Consider the following 24,106-nt stretch of genomic DNA (forward strand, 5'->3'; position numbering starts at 1 on the left):
GCGCGCACGATCGTCGACCACGCCGAACGCCCCGCGGCAACGCCCGATCACGGGGCTTCGGCATCGGATGACTGGGCCGCCGCGTGTGCGGCGAGGCCGTCGGCCATGCGCTGCATGACGCCCCGCATGACACGCTGCATCAGCCAACCCGTTCCCCAACGGGCGGAATAGGTGCCGTGCCAGTGGATGACCGTGCCCCCGTCGGCCGCGGGTGTCAGGTCGACGACCGCCCGATAGTCACGGATGGCCGGGTTGAAGGCGTCCTCGTAGGTCAATTGCCTCTCCTCGTCGAGCCCGGTCAGCCGCTCTCCGGTCACCGTCCGCCCGGTACGGAACGCGCGGACCGCCCCGACCGGATCCCGTCCGTCCGGATCGAGCCCGCTGGAGCGTTCGGTGTCCAGGCTGTCGACGGTCGACCAGACGGGCCAGGTACGGGCGTCGACGAGCAGACGCCAGACGACGGCCAAAGGTGCCGTCGTGGTCGCGGTCGCGTCGTAGCTGCGCAAGATCCGAATCCTTTCCTTCGCTGCCGCACACCCTTGCGAACGGGCCATCCGGGGGCAGCGCGACCGCCGGGTCGCGGTGGCCCGAAGCGGCTCCCCGAACGAACACCCGACATGTCCGGGTCCGTCGGCGAACATGCGGCGACGACGTGGCTGTATGACTCCGTCCGAACCTAGCGACGCGGCCGGCCCCGTGGACATGCGCCGGATTGCCGATCACCGATCAGATCTTGCGGTACACCGAGGGTCGGACGCCGACCCGACTCAGGAAGGCCGTGGACAGCGCTCCGGGACTCGCGAAACCGCAACGGTCGGCGATCTGTCCGATGGTGAGGGTGCCGTCGGCCAACAACTGCTGCGCCCGCTCGATCCGCAGTCGGGTGAGGAACCGATGCGGCGTCTCCCCGGTCGCCGCCCGGAAGACGCGGATGAAGTGGTAGACGCTCAGGTGTGCTTCCGCGGCGATGTCGGCCAGCGTGAGCGGCTCGGCCAGCCGGTCGCGCATGACCGCGACGCCCACCCGGACCGCCGCGTGTTCGGGACCCGGCAGGCTTTCCTGCCGGCCCCGGTTCAGCAGGTGCGCGGCGAGGAACGCGGCGGCCGATTCCGCGTACAGGTCGTTCGCGCCGGCGGCGGGCAGTGCGCGCACGAGGTGTTCGACAACCGGATCGCCCGCGTCCGCCGCGGCCGACAGCGCTTCGTAGTCCGGCTCCGAACCGCCCAGGTGAGCGGCGGCTCGACCGACGGTCGCCGACGGGATGTGCACCTGGATGGTGCGCAGCGCGGACGTCGTCCGGTAGCTGCGTACGCTCGACCGGCCGGGGACGACGAGTTCCAGATTGCCGGGAAGCCAGCGGCGGCGGATCGCCCGCCCGTCGGACCGTGTCCGCATGACCACGTCCCCGGCCACGCAGAGCACCAGATGCAGGTCGCCGACCCCGGGAAGCCCGAAGTGTTCGACCTCGGGTGCGTGGTCGAAGCACTGCACGAGCAACGAACGCCAGCCCGCCTCACCCCAACTGCAATAGGTGCGCCGCACGGCGGCCACGTCGGAGTCTGCGTACGGTGTCAGATCGAAGTCGGGCGAATCGAACACGGCACAACCCTAGAGCCTTCGCCGCCTGCGGTCCGGGCGGGCAGGATCGAGGCCGGGAACAGGGCACCCGGCCGACCGGTCCCGCGGGCGCCCGGGCGGACACTCACGCCGAGCGGGGCCTGAGCAGGTCCTCGACGAGGGTGTCCACCAGATCGCGGGGGATGCTCGACCCGGTCAGGGCCCGATAGACGATCGGGCCGACGAGGGCGTCGATCGCGATGTCGGGTCCCAGCCGGGGCGAAATCTCACCGGCGTCGACGGCGCGCGCGAGCATGTCGCGTTCCTGGGCGCGGCGCGGACCGAGGTAGCGCTCGTGCAGGCTCCTGGCCGTGTCGGGATCGTGCTGCGCCTGCGCGACGAGCGCGAGCAGGACCTTGCCGGCGGGGTCACGGGTGAGGAAGCGCGCGAAGCGGCGCAGGTAGCCGCGGATGCTCTCGGCCGTGGGCTCCTCCGTCGGGAAGGGCAGGCGTTTGTCGCTGTCCTCGATGAGGGTGTCGAGGAGGATCTCCACCTTGGAGGGCCACCAGCGGTAGATCGTCTGCTTGGCGACGCCGGCACGGCGCGCGATCGCCTCGACGGTGAGGGCACCGAAGCCGTGCTCGACGAGCAGATCGTCCGCGGCGTGCAGCACGGCCAGACGTGCGGCCTCGTCACGCCGGTTGCCGGAGCGCGGTCTGCGGGGCTGGGAACTCGTGACGGACATGCGAAACACCATATCCGCCGGCGACCTCGTGGTTTACTGTCTAGACGCAACGACTCGTCTAGACAGAGTCGCCCCACCGCGAAGGAGTGCGCGTGTCCGCCATGTCCAACCGTCAAGCCCTCGTCATCGGAGCCTCCCAAGGGTTGGGGCTCGTCCTCGCGAACGAACTCGTTCGACGCGGCCGGCAGGTCATCGCCACGACCCGCCGAAGCGGTGGCGAGCTGCAAGCGAACGCCGACGCCTCGAACGGCCGGCTGAAAGTCGAGTCCTTGGAGATGACCAGCCCCGCGGACCTGTCCGCGCTGCGCGAGCGCCTGGAGGGCGTCCGTCTCGATCTGCTCTTCGTCAACGCCGCGATCGACCGGGGCAACCTGTCCATCGACCAGGTCCCGACCGACATGTTCACCGAGGTGATGATCACCAACGCGTTGAGCCCGCTGCGCGCCCTGGAGGCCCTGCGCGGACTCGTCGTGCCCGGCGGAACCGTCGCGGTCATGTCCTCCGACCAGGGCAGCATCTCGCGCAACACCGAGGACGGCTACGAGCTGTACAAGGCCGGCAAGGCCGCGCTCAACCAGCTGATGCGCAGCTACACCACCCGCCATGCCGACGACGGACACACCAAGCTGCTCATCGACCCCGGCCACAACCGGACCCGGCTCGGCGGATTCGACGCGCCGTTGGCCCCCCAGGAGAGCATCCCGGCCGTCGTCGACGTCCTCGAAGCCCAGGCCGGCGCCCCCGGACTCCAGTTCCTGGACCTGCACGGCGAGACCGTCCCGTGGTAGCGATCCAGGGCGGGCCACCGCGCCGGCACCGCGTGTACGGCTGACGGTGGCGGCCATCGAGTGACGGGTGGCGGCCGAGCGTCCGCCCGGATCGAGGGTGGGTCCATCCCCGGCATCGAACGCTTCAGGACGCCTTCCGGCCGCCGCGCGGGCGTGCGGCGCCGCCGGCCTCCCGGACGGCGTCCTCGAGTTGGTCGCGGGTCATCCTGGATCGGCCGGGGACGTCGAGATCGGCCGCCCTGCGGGCCAGTTCGGCCTTGGTGAGCGCGGACAGGTCCTCGGCCTTCCTCGCCGCCGAGCCGCCCTTCCGGCCCTTGTCGCCCGTGCCGGGCCGGGACTTCGCGCCGGCGGCGGTCTCCTTCTTCCCCCGAGGCCGGGTCGTTCCCGCACGACCCTTGGCAGTGCCCGCGGCCTGGCCCTTGCGCTTCCCCGTTCCGGAGCGGCCGGCGCGTGCGGCGGCGCTGTCGACGCTGCGGCGCAGCGCCTCCATCAGGTCGACCACGTTGGTCGGTTCGGGGGCCTCGTCGGCGGCGACCATCTCGCGGCCCTGGCGTTTGCTCTCCAGGAGTTCCTCGACCCGTTCGCGGTAGGTGTCGTGGTACTCGTCGGGACGCCAGGGGGCGGCCATCGCCTCGACGAGTTGTTCGGCCATCGCGAGTTCGCGGTCCTTGAACGAGGTCTTCTTCGGCAGGTGGTCGAGTTCGGAGGCGGGGTCGCGGATCTCGTCGAAGAAGTGGAGGGTCTCCAGGGTCAGCACCCGACCCTGGGCGCGCAGGGCGGTCAGGTACTGGCGGCCGCGCATCACGAACAGGGCGATGCCCGCGCGGTTCGTACGTTCCAACGTTTGCAGGAGCAGGGCGTAGACGCGTTCGTACTCGGGTTTGGCGGGAGCGAGGTAGTAGGTCTTGTCGAAATGGATGGGGTCGATGTCGGTCAGGTCGACGAAGGCGCTGACATCGATGCTGCGCGAGCGTCCCGGGGCGATGTCGGCGAGTTCGTCGGGCTCCACGGTGATGTAGTGGCCGTCGCCGGTGTCGTAGCCCTTGACGATGTCGGCGTAGTCCACCTCCTTGCCGGTGCGCTCGTTCACCCGCTGGTTGCGGACCCGGTCGGCGGTGCCGCGTTGGAGTTGGTGGAAGTGGATCGTGTGGTCCTCGATCGCGGAGAACAGGCCGACCGGCACGGTGACCAACCCGAAGTTGATCACCCCACTCCAGATCGCGCGCGCCATACCCGCTCCTCCTGTCGACGATCGGGTCGGGCAGCGCCGACCGGGCCGAAACGGCGGGAGCACCGGACGTCGCCCCGGCCGGCCTGTCCGCCTGCCTACGGGCCGGCCTGCCTACGGCCACCCGCCTGCGGGCCGCCCGCGTCACGACGCATGTCCCGGTGCATCCCCGGTGCGATCGACATGCCCGGCCGATCGCACGGATCCCGTTTACCCCATTTCCGCATTTTGTCGCACCTGAAGATCCACGGATCAGGACGCTTCGGCCATCCACGACTCCGCGGCCGGCGGTCAAGCCGCAGCGGCGGGGGCGGCGTCGAGGAACTCCCGAGTGATCCGGACGAGCCGGCCGGGATCGGCGAACCAGTCCATGTGCCCTTCGCCGGCGACCTCCACCAGCCGACTGCCGGGGATCGCCTCGTGCAGTTGCCGGGATCCCGCCATCGGGATCATGGCGTCGCCGCCGAGCCCGACCACCAGGGTGGGGGCGGTGATCCGAGGCAGCAGTGCGCGGATGTCGACGCGCGCGCCGAGGTCGATCTGGCGCCCGATCCCGGGCGGAGGCCACTCGTCGGCCAGGGACTGCGCGAGACCGTCGTGGCCGAACCCGTCCAGCGCGCCCGCACTGAAACCGGTCAGCGCGGAGAACCGCTTGAACAACTCGCGGTCGGTGTCCAGCAACGTGCGCCAGGTCTCGAAGTAGAACCGGTCGCGCGGGCCGGTCGAGTGCGCCCACCCGCCGACCAGAACGAGCCTGCGGACCAGCCCCGGGTGGGTGGCCGCGACCGCGGCGGCGGCGACCGCTCCGAGGGAGAAGCCGAGCATGTCGACCGGCCCCTCGACGGCGGCACGGGTGGCCGCGGCCACCTGGTCGGCGATCAGGTCGACGGTCAGCTCGCCGCCGTCGTCGGTGGTGGCGCCACTGCCGCCGAAGTTGGGGCGGACGACGGTGCGGGCGTCGCTGAAGTGCCCGACGACGTTCCCGAAGACCTTCTCGGCGTCGCCGCCGGTGCCGTGGACGAGCACCAGGCCCGGACCGCGGCCGTCGACCTCGTAGTGCACCTCGGTGTCACGGAGGGAGGTGAAAGGCATGATGAGCACCCACTCGATAAGCCAGAGCCGATAAGATGAGCACTAAGATAATCAGCACTTAAGTGAGCGTCAACTAGATGAGCGCTCAGATATTTCGAGGAGGGCACATGCCCGACGCCGTGGCCGAACTGCTCGCGCAATGGCGGCGCGAACGCCCCGACATCGACTTCTGGCCGATCGGCGTGGTCGGCCGCCTCATGCGGATCTCCCGGATGTGGGACAAGGAGATCAAGGACTTCCTGGCCCACCACGACCTGGAGCCCGGCGAGTTCGACGTACTGTCCACCCTGCGGCGCTCGGGCGAACCGTACGAACTGACCGCCGGCGCGTTCCTCAAGTCCTCGCTCGTCACCACCGGCGCGATCACCTTGCGCGTCGACCGTATGGAGACCAAGGGCCTGGTCACCCGCGTACGGGACACCGTCGACCGCCGCTCGGTCCGGATCCGCCTCACCCCCCGCGGCCTGGAGGTCATCGACCGCGTGCTCCCCGAACACATCGCCAACGAGGCCCGCCTCCTCGAAGCCCTCGACCCCGCCGACCTCGAACACTTCACCGCGACCTTGACCACGCTCCTCCGGTCCTACGGCGACACCCCCCGCTGAAGGCGCGTCTTCCCTCCCCCGCCGGGCTCCGCGGCGTCCAGCGCCGTGCACCGGCGCGGCGCGCCCGGGGCCCTACTCGACCCACACCGGCGGAACGACCCTCGGACGAACCGGTCGCGGCGCATCGGATGGGGGGCCGACGACCCAACGTCCGAGCCCGCTCCCCGCATGGGTGCATGCCCACGGGGTAGGCGGCGGGCGACCCGTTGCGAAGGAGTTCACGATGCCCGATTCCGCCTCCCCGCGCGGCCGGGCCGTGGCCCGCCCGCCGCTTTCCGCGCCCGGACCGGCTCCGTCGTCGGATGCGCAGCGGCCGCCCGTGGTCACCCTCGGGGTCGAAGAGGAATATCTGCTGCTGAACCGCGCCGACGGGGAACCGGTCGCGCGGGCCGAGTCGGTGCGTGCGGCGGCCGACCTACAGGCCGCGCTACACGACGGCGAGGTACAGCCGGAGCTGCTCCAGGTCCAGGTGGAGGTCGCGACGCCGGTGTGCGAGAGCCTCGACGAGGTCGGCGATCACCTGCTGCGGATGCGCCGGGCGGTGTCCACCGCCGCGGAGCAGAACGGATGCCTGCTCGCGGCCTGCGGCGCGGCGCCGTTCGCCTCCGACGGGCACGCCTCGGTCACGGCCCGGCCGCGCTACCGGTCCCTGCAGGCCGACGCCCCACAACTGGTCGACGAGCAGTTGATCAACGGTATGCACGTGCACGTCCGCATACCCGGCCGCGGTGCGGGCGTCGCCGCGATCAATCGGCTGCGACCGTGGTTGCCGCTCCTGGTCGCGATGTCGGCGAACTCGCCCCTGTGGCACGGCGACGACACCGGCTTCGCCAGTTGGCGCACGGTCGTCTTCGGCCGCTGGGCCGTCAGCGGCATCCCACCGCTGTTCGCCGACGCCACCGACTACGACCGCCGCGTGGACGACCTCCTGGACGTCGGAGCACTGCGCGATCGCGCCGGAATCTACTGGCAGGCCCGCCTCTCCGAGCGGTTTCCCACCGTCGAGGTCCGCGCCATGGACGTGCAACTGCGCGTGGACGACGCGGTGCTGCTGGCGGGGATCGTACGCGCCTTGATCACCACGGCCGTCGCCGAGGAGGAGGCGGGCGCCGCCCTTTCCACCCCGGCTCCCGAACTGCTGGCCTCGGCCCAATGGCACGCGGCGCGCTATGGCCTGGGCGATTCGCTCATCGATCCGCGGATCCCCCGGCGGGTGCCGGCCGCGGATCTGGTCGGCCGGTTGATGGAGCACATTCGGCCGGCTCTCCAGGACGCCGGCGACGAACCGCGCGTAACCGCCCTGGTGGACAGATTGCTCGCCGAGGGCAGCGGCGCCGCACGACAACGCGCGGCCATGCGCCGCGGCGGCCCCGAGGCACTCCTGGGCCTGATCGCCGCCGAAACGACCGCGGCCCCGGAAAGCCGCCGTTAGCGACGCCGAGGCACACCGACGCGCGGTGGGTGCGGCGGCCGGGCCGGGTGCATACGAGGGCGCCGGCCTCCCGGGACGGGACCGTTCGTGCTCGACGCCGCCCAGCCATCGGCGCGACCGTAGCGCAGTTCGAGCGGGTCCCGTGTAGTGCGCACGCGCGAGGGCACACCGAGGTTGACAGCCGTGAGGAGGTCGCCATGCCGAGTGTGGAATTGCGAGTGCCCCGGGCGCAACGATTGATCGGCGGCGTCACGAGCGGGCTGCGCGAGGCGGCGGACCGGGCGTACGCGGCCGCGGGTCGGCCCCGGCGCCGGGTCTGGTCGTGTCCCGGGCGTTGTCACATCGAGGTACGCGGCGTCGACGGACCGCGCGGGGACCGCGTCGCCCGGTGGAGGGGGCGCGGCGGGCCCGGGTGAAGGCGCGTACCGGCGCGGGGGGTTGGCGGCGTGGGTCGGCGTTGCCGTTCGAACCCTCCGTGCCTATCACGCGACCACGGGCCGCACCTGTGACGGCCGACTCCTGAGCGTCAAGGGGGCGCCGGAACTCGTGCTGGACCGGTGTACGCGCAGGCGCACCGGCGCCGGCGAGCGGGCGCTGACCGGGGCGGACCGCAAGCGGTTGGCCGCTGCGGCCGAAGAGCTCGCCGCGGCCGGGCGCCGGGTGTTGGTGGTCGCCGAACGCGTGCAATCCGGCGGCACATCGACCCGGAGCGGGTCGAGGAAGGGTGGGTCGACGAAGAGCGGGTCGGCCGAACAGGGTTCAGCCGAGCGTGAGTTGACCGACGACATGGTCGCGGAGTTGACGTTCCTGGGGTTCGTCGGGCTGGCGGATCCGATGCGCACCGGCGCTGCTCCGGCCGCGGCACGGCTGCGCGAGGCGGGGGTGCGGATCGTGATGCTCACCGGGGATCACCCGGCGACGGCCGACGCGATCGCCGCCACGGTCAACGGAGTGCATGAACAAAAGTCGTGTACCGGCGCGAGTGCCGCGCGCGTCACCGGGCGCCGCCGCCGCAGCGGCACGATCGCTCTGGCCGCCCTGGTGGGCACCCAACTCGGCCAGACCCTGACCACCGGGCCCCCGGACCGCAACGTCCTGATCGCCGGGCTGGGTTCGGCGCTCGTCCTCGCGGCCGTGATCCAAACCCCGGGGCTCAGCGGCTTCTTCGGCTGCACGCCGCTCGGCCCGGTCGGCTGGACGATCGCCCTGAGCGCAACCACCGTCGCAACCGCGCTCAACCTGGCACTGACCCCCATGGCGCGGCGGCTGTCCCAGGAGGCGTGACGCCGTCGGCGCCGACCGCGAGTGTGTCGGCGGCGGCACCGCAGCGTCCGGGCCCATGAGCACTCAATAGGATGGTTTATCCGCCAATCACCTTATTTGCAGCCTGATTCCCGCCTACGGTGACTCCCGCATGGGCTGCCGAACGTGAGGAGTCGCCATGACCACCGGCACGGTCCTGTTCGCCTTGTCCGACGATCCGGAAGGCAACGGCTCGGGAGCCGAGCAGTTGCGGCGCATCCGGGCGCAGGTCCAGGCGCAGGGATTCGAAGTGCGCTGGGTGCGCACGGCCCGGGACGCGCGGGCGGTCCTGCGGACCGAAGCGGGTCTGGCCGCCGCGGTGTTGGAGTGGGAACTGTCCCCCGCCGCGACACCGGAGTCGGAGTCGGGAGGCGCGGCGGTGCTGCGCCAGATCGGCCGGCGCTTCGAGAACCTGCCGGTCCTGCTCGTGATGGCCGACGAAGACCTGGAACAACTGCCGCTGTGGGCAGCGGAGTCGGTGGTGGGCTACGTCTGGCCGTTGGAGGACACCCCGGCCTTCATCGCCGGACGCCTGGTACACGCGGCGCGCTCCTACCTCGAAGCCGTGTTGCCGCCGTTCTTCCGCGCACTGCGCCGATTCGGCGACGCGCACGGCTATTCGTGGCACACTCCCGCGCACGCCGGCGGCGTGGCGTTCCTGAAGTCCCCGGTCGGACGGGCCTTCTTCGACCACTTCGGCGAGCAGTTGTTCCGCAACGACCTGTCGATCTCGGTGGAGGAACTCGGTTCGCTGTTCCAGCACACCGGACCGATCGGCGACGCGGAGCGTAACGCCGCCCGGATCTTCGCCGCCGACCGCACCTACTTCGTATTGAACGGGAACTCCACCGCGGACCGCATGGTCGGGCACTTCTGCGTCACCCACAACGAGATCGCGCTGGTGGACCGCAACTGCCACAAGTCCGTCCTGCACGGCCTGGTCCTGTCCGGAGCCCGGCCCGTCTACCTCGTCCCCACCCGCAACGGCTACGGCCTCGCCGGCCCGCTCCCCCCGGCCGAACTCGCCGCCGACGCGGTCGCCGCCCGCATCCGGGCCAACCCGCTGACCCCCGGCGCGGTCTGCGACCGGGCGCAGTACGCGGTCGTCACCAATTCCACCTACGACGGACTGTGCTACGACGCGGTCGGGGTCGCGCACGCGCTCGGCCCCAGCTCTCCCCGGGTGCACTTCGACGAGGCATGGTTCGCGTACGCCCGCTTCCACCCCCTGTACGCCCGGCGATACGGCATGGCGGTGGACGCCACCACCTTCCCCGGGCCGGATCGGCCCACCGTCTTCGCCACCCAGTCCACCCACAAGCTCCTGGCCGCCCTCTCCCAGGGGGCGATGGTCCACGTCAAGGCGTCGCCGCGCGCGCCGGTCGAACACGAGCGGTTCAACGAGGCGTTCATGATGCACGGCACCACCTCGCCGCTGTATCCCGCCATCGCCTCGCTGGACGTGGCCGCCGGGATGATGGACGGCGCCCAGGGCCACTGGCTGGTCGAGGAGGCCGTCACCGAAGCGATCCGCTTCCGCCAGGCCATGGTCCGCATCGCGCGCCGCATCACCGACGCCGGCGATCGCCCCGACTGGTTCTTCGGTGTCTGGCAGCCCCCCACCGTCACCGATCCGGCCACCGGCCGTGCCCTCGACTTCGCCGACGCCTCGCTCGACCTGCTGCGCACCGAGGCATCCTGCTGGCAACTGGAGCCCGACGCCGACTGGCACGGTTTCACCGGCCTCGACCGGGGCCACTGCATGCTCGACCCGATCAAGGTCACCCTCACCTGCCCCGGCATCGACGCCACCGGGCGCACGGGCGAACTCGGCATTCCTGCCCGGATCCTGACCTCCTACCTCGCCGCCCGCGACATCGTGGTGGAGAAGACGGACAGCTACACCACCCTGGTCCTGTTCTCGATGGGCATCACCAAGGGCAAGTGGGGCACCCTGCTGGACGCCCTGATGGATTTCAAGTCCCTCTACGACCAGGACGCGCCGCTGGACCGGGTCCTGCCCGACGTCGTCGCCCACCACCCCGGCCACTACGCCGACGACACCCTCAAGGACCTGTGCCGACGGATGCACGACCGACTGTGCGCCGCCGATCTGGTCGAACTCCTCGACACCGCCTTCCGCGAACTCCCCGAGCCGGTCGCCCCGCCCCAACACTGCTACCGACAGCTGATCCGCAGCGGCACCGAACGCGTACGCCTGGCCGAAGCGTCCGGGCGCGTCGCCGCCGCCATGGTCACCGTCACCCCTCCGGGCATCCCCGTCGTGATGCCCGGCGAGTGCCTCGGCGGCACCGACGGTCCCCTGCTGCGCTACCTCACCGCACTGGAGACCTTCGACCGCCACTTCCCCGGCTTCCGCAGCGAAACGCACGGCGTCACCATCGACCCGGACACCGGCGACTACCTCATCGAGTGCGTACGACCCGGCCACGAAAAGCCCACCCCGCGCCCCTGAACCGCACCACGACGACGCTCGCCGACTCTTCGGCCGGCCTCGGGCGACGTGCGCACGCACCCGCGACACGGCCGAGCCGGGCCCCCCGCCCGGCTCGGCCCGGCCCGCGCGCCGATGGGCCTCCCGTGACGGTGGCGAGATCCCCCTCCCGCCGAAGGCCGCGGGTGCGCTCAAACCGGCGCCGGCCCCTGGATGCGGATCACCGAGACGAGCCGGGCGTCCTCGTCGACGTGGTACGCGGCGACGCACCCGGCAAGAAGCACGTGCCGAAAGTCGCGTCCGGTGATCGCGAGCGAATCCGGGTGGTACGGATCCTCGGCAAGCCGGCCCAGTTCCGCGTCGAAGCGCCTGCGCGTCTCGGACGGCAGAGCATGCAGGCCGGCCTGGGCGTCCTGCGCGAACCACATCCGAAAGCTCATCCCCGAACGTCCCTACCCGGTTCGTGAAGACCCACGAAGCCCGTGCCGTCGCCGGCTTCGAGTCGTGCGACCAACGCCTCGTCCTCCCGGACGGCCTCCGCCGGCAGGCCCCAGCGCGCCGCCACCAGCGGAATGTGCGCGAGCGGGATGGATCCCACCGCGCGATCGAACTCCTCGCGCCGCTCCTCGGGCAGCGCGTCCCGGATCCCGTCGAGTGTTCCGGGCAGGTCCACGAACCGCCCCTCGATACACGTGTGCAACAACCTCGCGTCTTCGCCCTGCATGTCCGCTTCCTCGATCGATCGACGTGGCGTGGTTCGCCCGGCTCCGGCGGGCGGATTCTTCGTCGACGAACCCGTTCCCTCGAGCGGACGGCGGTCGTGATCCGTGTCGCTCAACGGTCCCGAGGGCCGGCTCGGCCATACCGTGTCGCCCGGGGGTCGGCTGTTCGGAGCCGGCCGCCGGCGTAACGGGACTTCCGCCGGACGGCGGGGACGGGGTCTCCGGTTCGCCACTGGACGCCAGGGACACCCGAACTCCCTCGACCGACCCGCGGCATAACGAAGAAGCTTTCCCACTCCACCCCATCCCAATCTGTGACGGTGGTCACACTCATCTTCATAATATCCACCCAAATCGGACAGTTCTTGCTCTCCGTGTTCGAAGTGGGGATTTGCGTCCGCAAGTCCTCCACCCTCGTTTGTCAGACTTGCCGAGCACCTCGGCGGAGTGGCCCGGCGTTCACCGCCCGGGCGGCGCTGCCGCCGTCAAGAACCGAGGATCCCCGACCGACGCGGTCCACCCGGTCGGGGTCGAGCCTCGCCCGGACGCGCCGTGCAGCCCCCGGCCACGACTCCGGCCGGATCGGAAGCCGCCCTGCGGTGCCGGGTCCCTCGCACGATCGATCAAGGTTCCTTCTTTGCTCGTCCGCGACGCCGACCTCAGCCCGCCCGCTTCGTCCGTGACCGTGGTCACCGACACCGTCGAGCCCCCGGTCGACCTCGACGCACACCTCACCCGCCGCGTCCGTGCCACGCCCACCGGAAGGCCGCGCCGCGACCGCGGGGACCGCTCCCCGTGGCGCTGCCTGCGTCACCCGAGCATGCGCTGGTGGTCCCTGGGAAACCTGGTCTCCAACCTCGGGACCTGGATGCAACTGACCGTGCAGAACCTGCTCGTGCTGAATCTCACCGGCTCCGCCGCCGCCACCGGCCTGTCGCTCTCGGTCCAGGCCGCCCCCGGACTGCTGTTCGGCGTCCTCGGCGGCCGGGCCGTCGACGCATGGTCCCGCAAACTCACCGCCGGCGTCAGCCAGGCGGCCCTGGCCCTGGTCGCCTTCGCCACCGCGCTCCTGGTCGCTTTCGATCTGCTGAGCGTGCCGGCCCTGCTGGTCCTCGCGGCGCTCACCGGTCTGATCGCGACCGTGGACGGGCCCGCCTGCGCCCTCCTCGGCAACGACCTGGTGCCTCGCGAGGACGTCCCGTCCGCGATCGCCCTCGGCGCCGTCGTCCACAGCGTGGGTCGCCTCGCCGGCACCGCGCTCGCGGGCATCACCGTCGCCTTCTTCGGGATCGGTGCCGCCTACGCCGCGAACGGTGTGTCGTTCCTGTTCGTGGCCGCCATCGTGCCGTTTCTCAAGCCGGTCCACGGCCCGTCGCCGAAGGCTTCCGGACGCCGCCGTGCGGAACACGTTCGACCATCCGCCTCGGGTCCCGGGACCGAACCCGCCGCCAAGGCCGCCGGCCGGTCCACCCGACGGTCGAGACGCACTCCCGCGAAGGGGCCGGCCGCCGGCTCGGCCCGCGAGGGACTCGCCTTCTTCGCCCGCCGCCCACGCCTGGTGGCGCTGGCCGCGATCGCCGCGCTCAGCTCGACCTTCGGCCGCAATTACAGCCTGACGCTGGCGGTCCTGGTCACCGGTCCACTCGCGGGCGGGACCGGTGCTTTCGGCATGGTCTCCACGATGTTGGCCGTCGGCGGCATCCTCGGGGCGGTGCTTGCGGGACGCCTGCGCCAACCGTCCGTGCGGACGGTTGCGGTCACCGCGGCGGTCGGTGGCGCACTGCAGATCGCGGCCGGCCTCACCCCGACGTTGTTCGTCCTGATGCTGCTCGTGGTGCCGATGGCGCTGGTGGAGTCGATCTCGGACACCGCGACCACCGCCATCCTCCAGACCGATCCCCCGGAGCGCATGCGCGGTCGCGTGCTCGGTGTCTGGAGCACCATCAGCACCGGCTGGCGACTGCTGGGCCCGCCGATCCTGGGCCTGCTCCTCCAGTGCGCCGGAGCGCGTGGGGCGCTGATCCTGGGCGGCGTGCTGATCGCCGGCCTGATCCTGGTCGCCGGCCCCGGTCGTGAGCGCCGCGTCTCCCACACGCCCGAACCCGGCCCCCGGCTGATGCCCGAGCCGGCCTGAACCACCACGGCCCCACGAGCGCTTCCACCCGGGGCCGCGATCGCAGCCCCGTCGGGGTCGCCGTCCCCGTCGGCGACAACGCGAGGACGGTCGCCACTCGGGCCAGTCAATCCGCGCCCGCCCCGGGCGATGTCGAACGGGACCTCGGGCCGGGCCGGGAAGCCGGTGACGGGGCGCGCCGCCAACCGATCGTCCGCCGTCGCCTCGCCGTGCAGGGGGCTGAACCAGTCGACCACGAGCACCGTTTCCTGCGGGGGCGACGGGCCGGCCCGGTTGTCGAGCGATCCGCCCCGGCCGTCGCCTCACCGCGGCCGTCTCGGCCGAACGCGATCGGGCGGCGTCCCGACGAGCGGTGCGTGTGGTCGCGATACCTGCTCGGCCGGAGCGTGCCCGGCCCGCCTGCCGAGCGCCGTCTCGGCGGCTTCCAGCACCTCCGCCGGCTCGATCGTCGCCAGGACCGGATCGACCGCATCCGCGTGCGGGTCCCCGCGATAGCCGGGGGGCGCCGGCCACAGGACCCGATGCCGCTCGATCGGCGGCGGCCCCCACTCCGCGGGCGGTGTGGGCCCGAACAGGGTGACGGAGGGGCGGGCGAACGCGATCGCCAGATGCGCCACGCCCGTGTCCCCGCTGATCACCAGCCGCGCCGCGGCGACCAGCGCGGCCAACTCCGCCAGGTCGGTGCGACCGGCCACCGTGCCCGCCGTGCCGGCCACTCGGGCCGCCAGGGTGTCGTCGCCCGGTCCGCGGGTGACCACGACGCGGTGTCCGCGACGAGCGAGCACGCGCACCACCTCGGCGAAGCGCTCGGCGGGCCAGCGGCGGGCCTTCGACGCGGCCCCCGGGTGCACCACGGTGGCGCCGACGAAGGCTCTCGGTATCGGGCCTGCGGGCCTGGCCGGCGCGTAGTCGTCGGGATCGGCCGGGATGCCCGACTCGGTGAGCAGGCGGCACCAGCGCGAGCGCTCGTGTTCGTCGGGTCGCCACGCGGGCCCGGCGTAACCGCCGCCGGTGTCCCCGCCGAACACCACCAGCCGGCGCGGCGCCAATGCCGCCACCAGGTCGTGGCTGGCCGGCCCGCGCCCGTGCAGGTCCACGGCCACCTCCGGTGGCGCGCCGTGCCAGGGCAGCGTCTCGAGTTCACCGACCGGCAACAGCGTGTCGATCGCGCCCGTCAGCCGGACCAGCGGCGCCAGGACTTCGGGGGCGGCCAGGATCGTCTCGTGGTCGGGGAAGGCGCGCCGCAGCGCCCGATACGCCGGGATTCCGGTGAGGAAGTCACCCAGTCCCAGCGCCCGCAGCATCAGGACCGCGCCGCCGGACGCACCCGACGCGCAGTCGCGGTGCCCGGTCATCGTGGCGCTTCCGCCGCCGCCCGGGCGACCCGGGTGGTGGACCGGCCCGCCAGGTAGGGCACCGTCACCGCCTGACCGCCGTAGGAGGCCACCAACGCCGCCTCGGGCAAGGTCTCCGCGGCATAGTCGCCGCCCTTGACCCACACGTCCGGGCGCAACCGGCCGATGATCGCCTCGGGGGTGCGCTCCTCGAAGACGACGACGCCGTCCACACAGTCCAGCGCCGCGAGCACCTCGGCGCGGTCGGCGGCCGAATGGAACGGCCTGGAGGGTCCCTTGAGGGCTCGGACGGAAGCGTCCGAGTTCAGGCAGACCACCAGGCAGTCGCCCAGTGCCCGGGCCGCGCGCAGGGTCCGAATGTGACCGGCGTGCAGCAGGTCGAAGCAGCCGCCGGTGGCCACCACCGTTCCGCCGGCCGCGCGCGTGCGCTCGACGTGCGCCCAGGCGGCACCGTCCGGTCCGCGAGGGCCGGGATCGACCGGCTCGGGCACATCCTCGACCGCCTCGCGCGCGACCCGGCCCGCTCCCCCGTCCGCCAGGAAATCCGCCGCCGCGCGCACCGCGCCCTCGACCGCCTCGGGGACCGCGACCCCGTCGGCCAGCAACGCGGTCACCGACGTGGCGAACCGATCCCCCGCTCCGCACGGGTCGTTCACCCGGGTCGGCGGGGCGGGCACCACGAACGGCTCGGCTCCCCGGGACAGCAGCGCGCCACCGGCCCCGAGGGTCACGCACACCGCCCGTGCCGACCACAACCGGCACAACGACGCGGCCGTCTCGGCGACCGAGCGCACGGGGTCGCCGTCCCGAGCCGGGTGGCAGACGCCCGCCGCCAGGGCCGCTTCCGCGCGGTTGGGGGTGACCAGGGTCGCGCCGGGCACCGGAGGGCCACCTCTGGGGTGCGGGTCCCACACCACCGGTACGTGCCCCACCCGGGCGCCCACCAGGTCGCGCAGTGCCCGATGGCCGGCGACGCCGTGGCCGTAGTCCGAGACCAGGATCGCGCCCGCCGCCGCGAGCGCCTGCGCGATGTCGGGGCCCGGCACGCCGAGTTCACCATGGCCGCCCCGATCCAGGCGCACCAGGGAGCGTTCCCCCGCCAGGATCCGGGTCTTCTCGGTGACCGTGCCGTCGTAGGGCAGTTCCAGCACCTCGACGTGCGGTCGCAGCAGGGCTCGCACCCGCTCGGCTCCGGCCCCCGCTCCCAGCGCGGTGATCAGCACCACCCGCCGTCCCCCGCGGCCGGCGAGCAGTGCGGCCAGCCCGGCGCCGCCGGGGCGGGCATGGTCGGTCACCTGTTCCAGTACCGGTGCCGGGGCATCCGGGCACAGGCGCGTCGCGACGCCGACGAGGTCGCGGTCCAACAGCGTGTCGCCCACGATCACCAGCGGCGCGGATCGGGTCTTCGCGTCCTTCACGCCGATGCCTCCCGTGCGCTTTCCAGTCGGATCAGGTCGCCGGGCCGCTGTTCGGCCTCCAGCGTGGCGTCGATCGCCTCGCACAGCAGGTGCGCGGCCAGCAGGTGCACCTCCTGGACGGTCGCCGTGTTGTCCGCGTCCACGCACAACGCGTCGTCGCAGAGGGAGGCCAGTTCGTTGGGCGCCGGTCCGGTCAACGCCAGCACCCTCAACCCCATGCCACGGGCCCGGCGCGCCGCGCGCACGACGTTGGGGCTGGTTCCGCTGGTGGACAGGAGCAGCAGGGTGTCACCGGGGCGGCCGTGCGCCTGCACCTGGCGGGCGAACACCTCGTCCGCCCCGTAGTCGTTGACGATCGCGGTGACGCTGGACGTCTCGGCGTGCAGGGCCAGCGCGGACATCGGCGGGCGGTCGCGGCGGTAGCGTCCCACCAACTCGGCCGTCAGGTGTTGCGCCTCGGCCGCGCTGCCGCCGTTGCCCGCAACCAGCAGCCGGGCACCGCCGACGAGTTCGGGAGCCAGCACGGTGCCCCAGCGGGCCGCGCGGGCCGGGTCGCCGGCGGGATCGCACAGGGCCGCGACCAGGGCGTCCACGTGTCGATACGTCAGCGCGTCGGCACGGCCGGCGGCTCTGCCTCGGGCCTCGACCGGGCATCGAGGTGCCGACGCGCCATCGGCTGGCGTCTCGGCCGTCCGGGTCTCGTTCGCCGCCGTGCCGGATCTGCCGCGGCCGGTGAGCCGGTGTCGACCGGTGCCGCCGGTGGGCACCACGCGGCGCCACTCGAGCGCGCTCATCCCGTCACCGCCTTGTTCCTGGCTCGCGCTTCCCGGGCGACCACGTTCCGGTAGACGTCCGCGGTCTCGCGGGCGACCCGCGACCAGGCGTAGCGGGCCCGCGCACGAGCCACCCCCGCCCGGCCCATCTGCCGTGCCCATTCGGGTCGTTCCAACAGCGCCCGCAGTGTCCCGGTCAGCGTTTCGACGTCGCGAGGCGGTACCAGGAGACCGTTGACGCCGTCCACCACGGTGTCCCGCAGTCCGCCGACCGCGCTGGCCACCACCGGCGTCCCACACGCCATCGCCTCCAGGGGCACGATGCCGAACGGCTCGTACCAGGGCGTGCACACGACCGCGTCGGCGCTGCGCATCAGCGCGGGCAGCGCCTGCCGGCCCACACTGCCAAGGAACTCGACCCGGTCGCGCACATCGACCTCGTCCGCGATCGCCATCAACCGGCGGGCCTCCGGATCGGCGGTCACCGGACCTTCGGCCGGCCCGCCCGCGATCAGCAGTTCGGTGTCCGGAAGGTCGGCGAGCGCTCGAACGACCAGGTCGATGCCCTTGCGCTCGACGAGGCGACCCACCACGAGCAGTCGGCTTCGTGCGGATCGTGGTGCGGTGGGACCCTCGGCGACGAAGTGGGTGGTGTCCACTCCGCAGGGGACCACGCTGATCCGATCGCGGTCCAACCCCATGCGCACGAGTTCGAACACCTCGTCGCTGCACGTGGCGATGATGTTCGCCGCGCCGCGTCCCACCATGGCCTCGGTGGCGATCCGGCCGGCCGGGCTGGAGTCGGCGGCACCCAGGTGACGCCGCTTGACCGAGCCCAGCGCGTGATACGTCTGGACCACCGGAATCCCGGCGGGCTCGGCGCCGCGCAGGGCCGCGACGCCCGACATCCAAAAGTGCGCGTGCACCACACCGGGGCGACGCAGCATGAACCGGTCGGCGAGTTGATTGCCGAACTCCTCCATGAAGGGCAGTAGTTCGTCCTTGGGAACGGGGTGAGCCGGGCCCGCGTCCACGAGCGACACGCTCACGCCCTTGCACAGCCGCGCCGTGGTCGGTGCGTCCGGGGAGTCCCGGCGCGTGTACACCGTCACCCGGTGGCCCAGTCGGGCCAGCGCCGCGGAGAGCGCGGCGACGTGCACGTTCTGGCCGCCGGCGTCGGCGCCTCCCAGTGCGGCCATCGGGTTGGCGTGCTCGGACACCATGGCGATCCTCACGACACGACCTCCTTCAGTACGACATCCCAGTCCTGGAGAAAACGTCTCGACCCGTAACGGGCCAGGGCGGCTTCGCGCGCGGCCTCGCCGGCCTCGCGGGCGGCCTGGTGGTCGTGCGCATAGCGGCGTACCGCCTCGCGCAGTTCGGTCGGCGACGCGGACACCACGCCCGCCTCGGGAGGCACCGCGCGCGCGGCCTCGGTGGCGGCGACCACGACCACCGGCATCGCCAGGTGCATGGCCTCCAGGAGCGACAGACCCAGCGAGGTCCAGCGCATCGGGTGGAAGTAGACGGCTCGACGGGCCAGTTCGGCGTGCATCCGCTCCTGGGGCAGGTCTTCGTGGACGCGGCACCGGTCCGCGGGCAGGCCCAGATGCCCGGCCAGGCCCTCGACCCGCATGCCGAACACGTCCAGCGGTGCGGCGTCGGCCACCCCGGGCAGCAGATCGGTGCCGGTGTGGCGACCTCGGCGGATGGGCTCGTTGACCACGACCGCGCAGGCACGGATCTCACCCGTCCAGCGCGCACCCGGGTCGAGGATGCCGTGCTCGACGACCGAGGTGGGATTGTCGCCGCAGTCCCACATCAGCGCGTTGAAGTGGGTGACGTGCACGATCGGCAGATTCGGACGGCCGGCCATCGGGTGCGGCGTCAGTGGCACGTCGCCGTCCGGCGCGTTGTGTTCGAGGTAGACGGCGGGCACGTCCACGCCGGGGGTACGTCCGAGCCATCGGCGGACCAGGTCGTATTCGTGCGGGCGTTGCAACAGCACCACGTCCACACGCTGTTCGCGCAAACGTCCGGGGGGCACTTCGACCACGCTCTGCGGCCAGTCCCACGTGCGCGCGCGGCCCACACCGTCCGGTCCGCGATCGGGCAGGACGGGCAGGATGTAGTGGTGGTCCCCGTGCACGAACGTGGTCGCCCACGAGCCGTGGACATGCCACATGAGGATGTTCATCGCGAGGATCCCTTCACCGTGAGTTCGTCCACGGCGACCACCACGTCCTCGGCGGTCACCGATTCCAGGCACGGGTGTCCGGGAACCGGACAGCGGCGGGCTCGGCTGCCTGCGCAGGCCGCGTGCTGGTCGCCGAGCAGGATGGTCGGCACGCCGTACGGGGCCCAGCGCGTGGCCGGCACCACGGGGGCGAACAGGCTGACGACGGGGGTGCCGACGGCCGCCGCCAGGTGCGCGGGGCCGGTGTTGGGCACGACGGCCACCCGGGCGCCGGCCAGGATCGCGGCCAGTTGGGCCAGGTCGGTACGGCCCCCCAGGTCGACGGCCCCGCCTCGGCCGGCCACGTGCGCGGTGGTGCGCGCGTCGGCGCGGGTGCCGGTGACCAGGACGCGGTGTCCGGCCGCGCCGAGTGCTCGGGCCGCCTCGCCGCAGCGCTGCGGCGACCACGAGCGCGCCGGCACCGAGGCGGTCGGGTGCAGCACGACGTAGGGTCCCTCGCCGGTCAGGTCGCCGACGTCGGGCAGTGGTCGGCGTACGGCGAGCAGGCCGTCGTCGGCGGCGGGCAGTGGGTATCCGGCGGCGCGGGCCAGTTCCAGGGCGCGTTCGGGCTCGGGGCGGTCCAGGTCTTCGTCCACCACGTGCCGCACGTCCAGCAGCGAGCCGGGGTAATCGGCGCTGATCGCGCTGATCCGGGACACGCCGGCCAGGCGCAGCAGCAGGGCCGTCGGCAGAGGGGACTGGTGGAAGGAGGTGAAGACGACCGCCTCGTCCACCGCACGTCGGGCCAGAGCGTCGATCAGTCGGTCGGTGGCCTCGCGGGAGGCGGGAGGCGGGGTGAAGCCGACCCAGGGTGCGTCCCATACGACCACGTCGTCGACGCCGGGCAGCAACCGGGCCGCGGCGGCTCCGGCCGAACTCACCAGCATGGTGACCCGGCTCGCCCCCGCGGCCAGTGCGCGAATGGCCGGTCCGCAGACCAGGACGTCGCCCAACGCGTCCGAGCGCACGGCCAGCACGTGGGTGCTCATCGCAGCCCCCGCAGGACCAGGCGGGCCGCGTGGAAAAGGTCCGGGGCGGTTCGGGCGCCGGCCAGTTCGGCGGGCCGGGTGAGGTCGGTGGGCACCAGGATGCTGCGCGCACCGGCCGCGCGGGCGGCGGCGACGTCGGCGCCGATGTCACCGACGACCACACATTCCTCGGGGCGCAGGCCCAGTCGTCGGGCGGCCTCGTGGATCAGGCCGGGCCGGGGTTTGCGGCAGGCACAGCCGTCGTCGGGACCGTGGACGCAGATCGCCCAGGTCTCGAAGGGCCCGAAGAGCTCGTCGACGCGGGCGTTGACCCGGCTCAGCGCCTCGGGGGTGATCAGGCCGCGGGCGACGCCGGATTGGTTGCTGACCACTGCGGTGCGGATGCCGGCCTCGCGCAGGAGGCGCACGGCGCGCACGGCGTCCGGCATGGGCTCGACCTTGTCGGGATGGTCGTTGTATGGCACGTCGTGCACCAGGGTGCCGTCCCGGTCGAAGAGCACCGCGCGCGGGCGGGTGCCGGTGCGGGTCACCGCGCGGTGTCGCCACTGGCCGCGCAACCAGTGGGCGCCGGCCAGCGGCGGGATCAGCGCGCTGGTGGCGAGCATGGTGGTGATCTCGCGTCGATCGCGCGGGCCGGGCAGGATGCGGGTGGCAGCGAATTCGGCCGTTCCCAGGAGCCACCCGGCGAGGGCCGCGCGGGCCGTGCGGCGCCGGCCGAGGGTGGCGGCGGCCACGCCGGTGGCGGCCAGCGCGGTCAGCGCCAGGTGGGCCGGGCGGCGTCCGCGCGGTGCGGCGGCTCGTCGGTACCAGTCGCGGCCGTGCAGGCGGGTCATCAGCACGTCGTCGGCGTTGCCGGCCTGGACGCGCAGGCTCACCCAGCGGTCGGCGGGGCGGACCGGGTGCCGGGTCACCCGTCTGCCCCGGGTGAGCACCCATCCGGCTTCCCGGGTGCGCAGCGCCAGGTCGGCGTCCTCGCGGAAGGCCCGGCGGAACCGGGAGTCGAATCCGCCGGTCTCCACCAGCGCGGCGCGCCGGTAGGCCATGTCGGCGGTGGCCCAGGCCGCGTCGGCGAGGCCGCGGGTGCCGCGTTCCCAGTCGGTGGGCAGCCGGTCGGTGGGCAGCGGTACATCCAGGCGCCCCTGGCTGGCGCCCACCTCGGGCGCGGCCCCGCTCAGGTCGCTGCTCAGGTCGGCGCGCCAGGTCGCGGTCACCTCGACGTCGTCGTCGAGGAAGGCGATCCATTCGACGTCGCTCGGTGCGGCCCGCCAGCCGGTGTTGCGGGCGCCGGCCGGTCCCCCGCCCCCGGTGCCGAGCACTCGGGTCAGATCGGCGAGTTCGGCGGGCACGGTGAGCGGCAGGGGCTCGGGCGTCTCGGGTCGGTCGTCCACGATCAGCACGGCGGCCGGGAGCGGTCCGGAGGCGGCGGCCAGCGCGGCCAGGCAGCGGTTCAACTGGGGGCGCCCCACGGTGGGCACCACGACGGCGTAGCCGGGGGTGTCGGCGGTCGGAACATCGGCGTTGTTCACAGCACCCCCGCCCCGTCGCCCATCGCCGGGCGGCGTACCACGAATGGGCCCAGGGCCAGCAGGTCCACCGGCGCGGAGCCGAAGCACTCCAGTGCGTCGCGCGGGTCGTCGACCATCGGCCGGCCCGCGGTGTTCAAGCTGGTGTTGACCACCACAGGCAGGCCGGTGAGCTGTTCGAAGACGGTGAGCATCCGGGCCAGCAGGGGATGGTCGGCGTAGTCGACGGTCTGGATGCGCGCGGTGCCGTCGACGTGCACGACGGCGGGGATGCGCTCGCGCCAGTGCGGTGCCACGTCGTGCGTGAAGAGCATGTACCGGCTGGGCAGCGGCCCGTCGAAGAGTTCGGCGGCACGGTCGGCGAGCACCATCGGGGCCACCGGACGGAACTGTTCGCGGCCCTTGACGTCGTTGAGGCGTTCGAGGTTGGCGGCGCGTCCGGGGTGGGCGAGCAGGCTGCGGTGGCCCAGGGCGCGGGGGCCGAATTCGCTGCGGCCCTGGAACCAGGCCACCACGTCGTCGGCCGCGAGGGCGCGGGCGACCACCTCGGCCAGGTCCGCCGGGCGGGCGTAGGGCACCCGGGCCCGGCGCAACCAGGCTTCCAGTTCGTCGTCCTCCCAGGAGCGCCCCAGGTCCGCGCCGGGCATCGGCGACGTGCGCTCGCCCCTGGTCTCGGCCACGTGCAGGGCCCCGCCCAGCGCGGTGCCGGCGTCGCCGGCGGCCGGTTGCACCCAGATGTGTTCGAAGGGACCCTGGGCGGCGATGCGCGAGTTGGCCACGCAGTTGAGGGCCACGCCACCGGCCATCGACAGATGTCGGTCGCCGGTGCGGGCGTGCAGCCAGCGCACCAGGTCGAGCAGCACCTCCTCGGTGACGGCCTGCACGGACGCGGCCAGGTCGGCGTGGTCGGTGCTCCAGTCCTCGTCCGGTCGGCGGGCCTTGGCCAGGCCGGCCAGGTCCACCGGCTCGGTGCGGAAGGAGCCGTCGCCGGTGGAGTGCACTGCCTTGCGCAGTTCGTCGAGGAATCGGGGCTTGCCGTAGGAGGCCAGGGCCATCACCTTGAACTCGTCGCACGAGCGCAGGAAGCCCAGGTGCGCGGTGACGTCCTCGTAGAACAGGCCCAGCGAGTGCGGCAGGCCGGTGCGGGCCAGCACCTCGGGCCGGCCGTCGCGGTAGCGTGCGGACAGGTGGCTGGTGGCCTCGCCGCGCCCGTCGACGACGAGCACGCTGGCGTCGCGATAGGGCGCGGGTGCGGCCAGCGCCGCGGAGGCCGCGTGCGCGATGTGGTGGGGCACGAAGCGAAAGACGCCGGGATCCAGACCGGGGAGTGCCTCGGCGGCGAAGTGCGGTGCTTCGCGGGCGTAGGTCTGCCGCAGCGGATCCCATGGGTCGTCCAGGCCCAGCGTGTCGTGCGGGCGGGCCAGCTGTGGGTCGAAGGAGTAGGTGACGGCGTCGAGTTGGTCGGGCCGCAGTCCCGCCCGATCAAGGCACCACTTTGCCGCGAGTTCCGGCAGTTCCCAGGCGGAGAAGGGCACCGGGCGCTTGCCGTGCTTGCGTCGCGAGAAGCGTTCCTCCTCGGCGGCGGCGACCACGCGACCGTCGACCACCAGGGCCGCGGCGGGGTCGTGAAACAGGGCGTTGAGACCGAGGATGCGCATGGGTCCTCCGCTCCGGGCAAAGTGGGCGCTGCCTGCTCGCCCGAATCTCCGAGAGTGTGACCAAGAGCCGCTTGCCGATCCGAGGACCCTTAAA

The 24,106-nt window shown here is 72.7% G+C and carries 21 protein-coding genes; 6 read left to right on the plus strand and 15 right to left on the minus strand.

The features are described from left to right. Nucleotides 1-47: 47 nt before the first annotated feature. The 3 genes from ACZOOI_RS32525 to ACZOOI_RS32535 all read right to left on the minus strand — a co-directional run bounded on the left by ACZOOI_RS32525 (nt 48) and on the right by ACZOOI_RS32535 (nt 2,302). Nucleotides 48-506 (minus strand): SRPBCC family protein, encoded by a 459-nt coding sequence (locus ACZOOI_RS32525; protein ID WP_465283142.1) that lies wholly within the window; start codon nt 504-506, stop codon nt 48-50. A 220-nt stretch (nt 507-726) separates the two neighbouring features. After that, nucleotides 727-1,599, minus strand: coding sequence for a helix-turn-helix domain-containing protein (locus ACZOOI_RS32530; protein WP_465283143.1), 873 nt, complete (start codon nt 1,597-1,599; stop codon nt 727-729). A gap of 103 nt (nt 1,600-1,702) precedes the next feature. Then, entirely contained in the window at nt 1,703-2,302 is a 600-nt protein-coding gene (locus ACZOOI_RS32535; RefSeq protein ID WP_465283144.1) for a TetR/AcrR family transcriptional regulator, read from the minus strand. A gap of 101 nt (nt 2,303-2,403) precedes the next feature. On the opposite strand from ACZOOI_RS32535, the gene ACZOOI_RS32540 reads away from it, so the two are divergent. Beyond that, nucleotides 2,404-3,090, plus strand: coding sequence for an SDR family NAD(P)-dependent oxidoreductase (locus ACZOOI_RS32540; protein WP_465283145.1), 687 nt, complete (start codon nt 2,404-2,406; stop codon nt 3,088-3,090). Nucleotides 3,091-3,214: 124 nt separating this feature from the next. On the opposite strand, the gene ku is transcribed toward ACZOOI_RS32540, so the two are convergent. Beyond that, nucleotides 3,215-4,321, minus strand: a complete 1,107-nt coding sequence (gene ku / locus ACZOOI_RS32545; protein ID WP_465283146.1) for a non-homologous end joining protein Ku — start codon at nt 4,319-4,321, stop codon at nt 3,215-3,217. 288 nt (nt 4,322-4,609) lie between these two features. Then, nucleotides 4,610-5,410 (minus strand): alpha/beta fold hydrolase, encoded by an 801-nt coding sequence (locus ACZOOI_RS32550; RefSeq protein ID WP_465283147.1) that lies wholly within the window; start codon nt 5,408-5,410, stop codon nt 4,610-4,612. A 107-nt stretch (nt 5,411-5,517) separates the two neighbouring features. On the opposite strand from ACZOOI_RS32550, the gene ACZOOI_RS32555 reads away from it, so the two are divergent. The 4 genes from ACZOOI_RS32555 (at nt 5,518) to ACZOOI_RS32570 (ending at nt 11,225) form a co-directional block, all read left to right on the plus strand. Beyond that, nucleotides 5,518-6,015: a MarR family winged helix-turn-helix transcriptional regulator gene (locus ACZOOI_RS32555; protein ID WP_465283148.1), complete on the plus strand. Its 498-nt coding sequence runs from the start codon at nt 5,518-5,520 to the stop codon at nt 6,013-6,015. A gap of 319 nt (nt 6,016-6,334) precedes the next feature. Next, nucleotides 6,335-7,447: a carboxylate-amine ligase gene (locus ACZOOI_RS32560; RefSeq protein ID WP_465284197.1), complete on the plus strand. Its 1,113-nt coding sequence runs from the start codon at nt 6,335-6,337 to the stop codon at nt 7,445-7,447. 546 nt (nt 7,448-7,993) lie between these two features. After that, the gene (locus ACZOOI_RS32565; protein ID WP_465283149.1) at nt 7,994-8,731 is read left to right on the plus strand and encodes an HAD family hydrolase; all 738 of its coding nucleotides are present in this window, start codon (nt 7,994-7,996) and stop codon (nt 8,729-8,731) included. Nucleotides 8,732-8,888: 157 nt separating this feature from the next. Beyond that, entirely contained in the window at nt 8,889-11,225 is a 2,337-nt protein-coding gene (locus ACZOOI_RS32570; protein ID WP_465283150.1) for an Orn/Lys/Arg family decarboxylase, read from the plus strand. A 170-nt stretch (nt 11,226-11,395) separates the two neighbouring features. On the opposite strand, the gene ACZOOI_RS32575 is transcribed toward ACZOOI_RS32570, so the two are convergent. Next, nucleotides 11,396-11,644 carry a type II toxin-antitoxin system RelE family toxin gene (locus tag ACZOOI_RS32575; RefSeq protein WP_465283151.1) on the minus strand — a complete coding sequence of 83 codons (249 nt, stop codon included), beginning with the start codon at nt 11,642-11,644 and terminating at the stop codon, nt 11,396-11,398. After that, the gene (locus tag ACZOOI_RS32580; RefSeq protein WP_465283152.1) at nt 11,641-11,928 is read right to left on the minus strand and encodes a hypothetical protein; all 288 of its coding nucleotides are present in this window, start codon (nt 11,926-11,928) and stop codon (nt 11,641-11,643) included. The genes ACZOOI_RS32575 and ACZOOI_RS32580 overlap by 4 nt, the downstream gene beginning before the upstream one ends. 818 nt (nt 11,929-12,746) lie before the next feature. Between ACZOOI_RS32580 and ACZOOI_RS32585 the strand changes: the two genes are divergently transcribed. Further along, nucleotides 12,747-14,060 (plus strand): MFS transporter, encoded by a 1,314-nt coding sequence (locus tag ACZOOI_RS32585; RefSeq protein ID WP_465284198.1) that lies wholly within the window; start codon nt 12,747-12,749, stop codon nt 14,058-14,060. A gap of 302 nt (nt 14,061-14,362) precedes the next feature. Here the strand turns inward: ACZOOI_RS32585 and ACZOOI_RS32590 are convergent, their stop codons facing one another. From ACZOOI_RS32590 to ACZOOI_RS32625, 8 genes are read right to left on the minus strand one after another with little or no spacing between them, the layout of a single operon-like run. After that, nucleotides 14,363-15,415: a glycosyltransferase family 9 protein gene (locus ACZOOI_RS32590; RefSeq protein ID WP_465283153.1), complete on the minus strand. Its 1,053-nt coding sequence runs from the start codon at nt 15,413-15,415 to the stop codon at nt 14,363-14,365. Next, nucleotides 15,412-16,833 (minus strand): D-glycero-beta-D-manno-heptose 1-phosphate adenylyltransferase, encoded by a 1,422-nt coding sequence (rfaE2, locus tag ACZOOI_RS32595; RefSeq protein WP_465283154.1) that lies wholly within the window; start codon nt 16,831-16,833, stop codon nt 15,412-15,414. Before rfaE2 ends, ACZOOI_RS32590 begins: the two co-directional genes overlap by 4 nt. Beyond that, nucleotides 16,830-17,627: a D-sedoheptulose-7-phosphate isomerase gene (locus ACZOOI_RS32600; protein WP_465283155.1), complete on the minus strand. Its 798-nt coding sequence runs from the start codon at nt 17,625-17,627 to the stop codon at nt 16,830-16,832. Before ACZOOI_RS32600 ends, rfaE2 begins: the two co-directional genes overlap by 4 nt. Next, nucleotides 17,624-18,841: a glycosyltransferase gene (locus tag ACZOOI_RS32605; RefSeq protein WP_465283156.1), complete on the minus strand. Its 1,218-nt coding sequence runs from the start codon at nt 18,839-18,841 to the stop codon at nt 17,624-17,626. Before ACZOOI_RS32605 ends, ACZOOI_RS32600 begins: the two co-directional genes overlap by 4 nt. Beyond that, nucleotides 18,838-19,803, minus strand: coding sequence for a glycosyltransferase (locus tag ACZOOI_RS32610; protein ID WP_465283157.1), 966 nt, complete (start codon nt 19,801-19,803; stop codon nt 18,838-18,840). The genes ACZOOI_RS32605 and ACZOOI_RS32610 overlap by 4 nt, the downstream gene beginning before the upstream one ends. Next, complete coding sequence (locus ACZOOI_RS32615) at nt 19,800-20,831, minus strand: glycosyltransferase family 9 protein (RefSeq protein ID WP_465283158.1); 1,032 nt, start codon at nt 20,829-20,831, stop codon at nt 19,800-19,802. Before ACZOOI_RS32615 ends, ACZOOI_RS32610 begins: the two co-directional genes overlap by 4 nt. Next, nucleotides 20,828-22,357 (minus strand): HAD-IIIA family hydrolase, encoded by a 1,530-nt coding sequence (locus ACZOOI_RS32620; protein WP_465283159.1) that lies wholly within the window; start codon nt 22,355-22,357, stop codon nt 20,828-20,830. Before ACZOOI_RS32620 ends, ACZOOI_RS32615 begins: the two co-directional genes overlap by 4 nt. Continuing rightward, nucleotides 22,354-24,012, minus strand: coding sequence for a carbamoyltransferase family protein (locus ACZOOI_RS32625; RefSeq protein WP_465283160.1), 1,659 nt, complete (start codon nt 24,010-24,012; stop codon nt 22,354-22,356). Before ACZOOI_RS32625 ends, ACZOOI_RS32620 begins: the two co-directional genes overlap by 4 nt. Nucleotides 24,013-24,106 lie beyond the last annotated feature (94 nt).

This window comes from Embleya sp. L77, from assembly GCF_055557415.1.

Bases quoted from the DNA above. Each gene is read 5' to 3' on its own strand.
- ACZOOI_RS32590 (WP_465283153.1), bottom strand. From the start codon at position 15,415: ATGACCGGGCACCGCGACTGCGCGTCGGGTGCGTCCGGCGGCGCGGTC.
- ACZOOI_RS32580 (WP_465283152.1), bottom strand. From the start codon at position 11,928: ATGCAGGGCGAAGACGCGAGGTTGTTGCACACGTGTATCGAGGGGCGG.
- ACZOOI_RS32570 (WP_465283150.1), top strand. From the start codon at position 8,889: ATGACCACCGGCACGGTCCTGTTCGCCTTGTCCGACGATCCGGAAGGC.
- ACZOOI_RS32600 (WP_465283155.1), bottom strand. From the start codon at position 17,627: ATGAGCGCGCTCGAGTGGCGCCGCGTGGTGCCCACCGGCGGCACCGGT.
- ACZOOI_RS32555 (WP_465283148.1), top strand. From the start codon at position 5,518: ATGCCCGACGCCGTGGCCGAACTGCTCGCGCAATGGCGGCGCGAACGC.
- ACZOOI_RS32535 (WP_465283144.1), bottom strand. From the start codon at position 2,302: ATGTCCGTCACGAGTTCCCAGCCCCGCAGACCGCGCTCCGGCAACCGG.
- ACZOOI_RS32550 (WP_465283147.1), bottom strand. From the start codon at position 5,410: ATGCCTTTCACCTCCCTCCGTGACACCGAGGTGCACTACGAGGTCGAC.
- ku (WP_465283146.1), bottom strand. From the start codon at position 4,321: ATGGCGCGCGCGATCTGGAGTGGGGTGATCAACTTCGGGTTGGTCACC.
- ACZOOI_RS32615 (WP_465283158.1), bottom strand. From the start codon at position 20,831: ATGAGCACCCACGTGCTGGCCGTGCGCTCGGACGCGTTGGGCGACGTC.
- ACZOOI_RS32540 (WP_465283145.1), top strand. From the start codon at position 2,404: ATGTCCAACCGTCAAGCCCTCGTCATCGGAGCCTCCCAAGGGTTGGGG.
- ACZOOI_RS32585 (WP_465284198.1), top strand. From the start codon at position 12,747: ATGCGCTGGTGGTCCCTGGGAAACCTGGTCTCCAACCTCGGGACCTGG.
- ACZOOI_RS32610 (WP_465283157.1), bottom strand. From the start codon at position 19,803: ATGAACATCCTCATGTGGCATGTCCACGGCTCGTGGGCGACCACGTTC.
- ACZOOI_RS32575 (WP_465283151.1), bottom strand. From the start codon at position 11,644: ATGAGCTTTCGGATGTGGTTCGCGCAGGACGCCCAGGCCGGCCTGCAT.
- ACZOOI_RS32625 (WP_465283160.1), bottom strand. From the start codon at position 24,012: ATGCGCATCCTCGGTCTCAACGCCCTGTTTCACGACCCCGCCGCGGCC.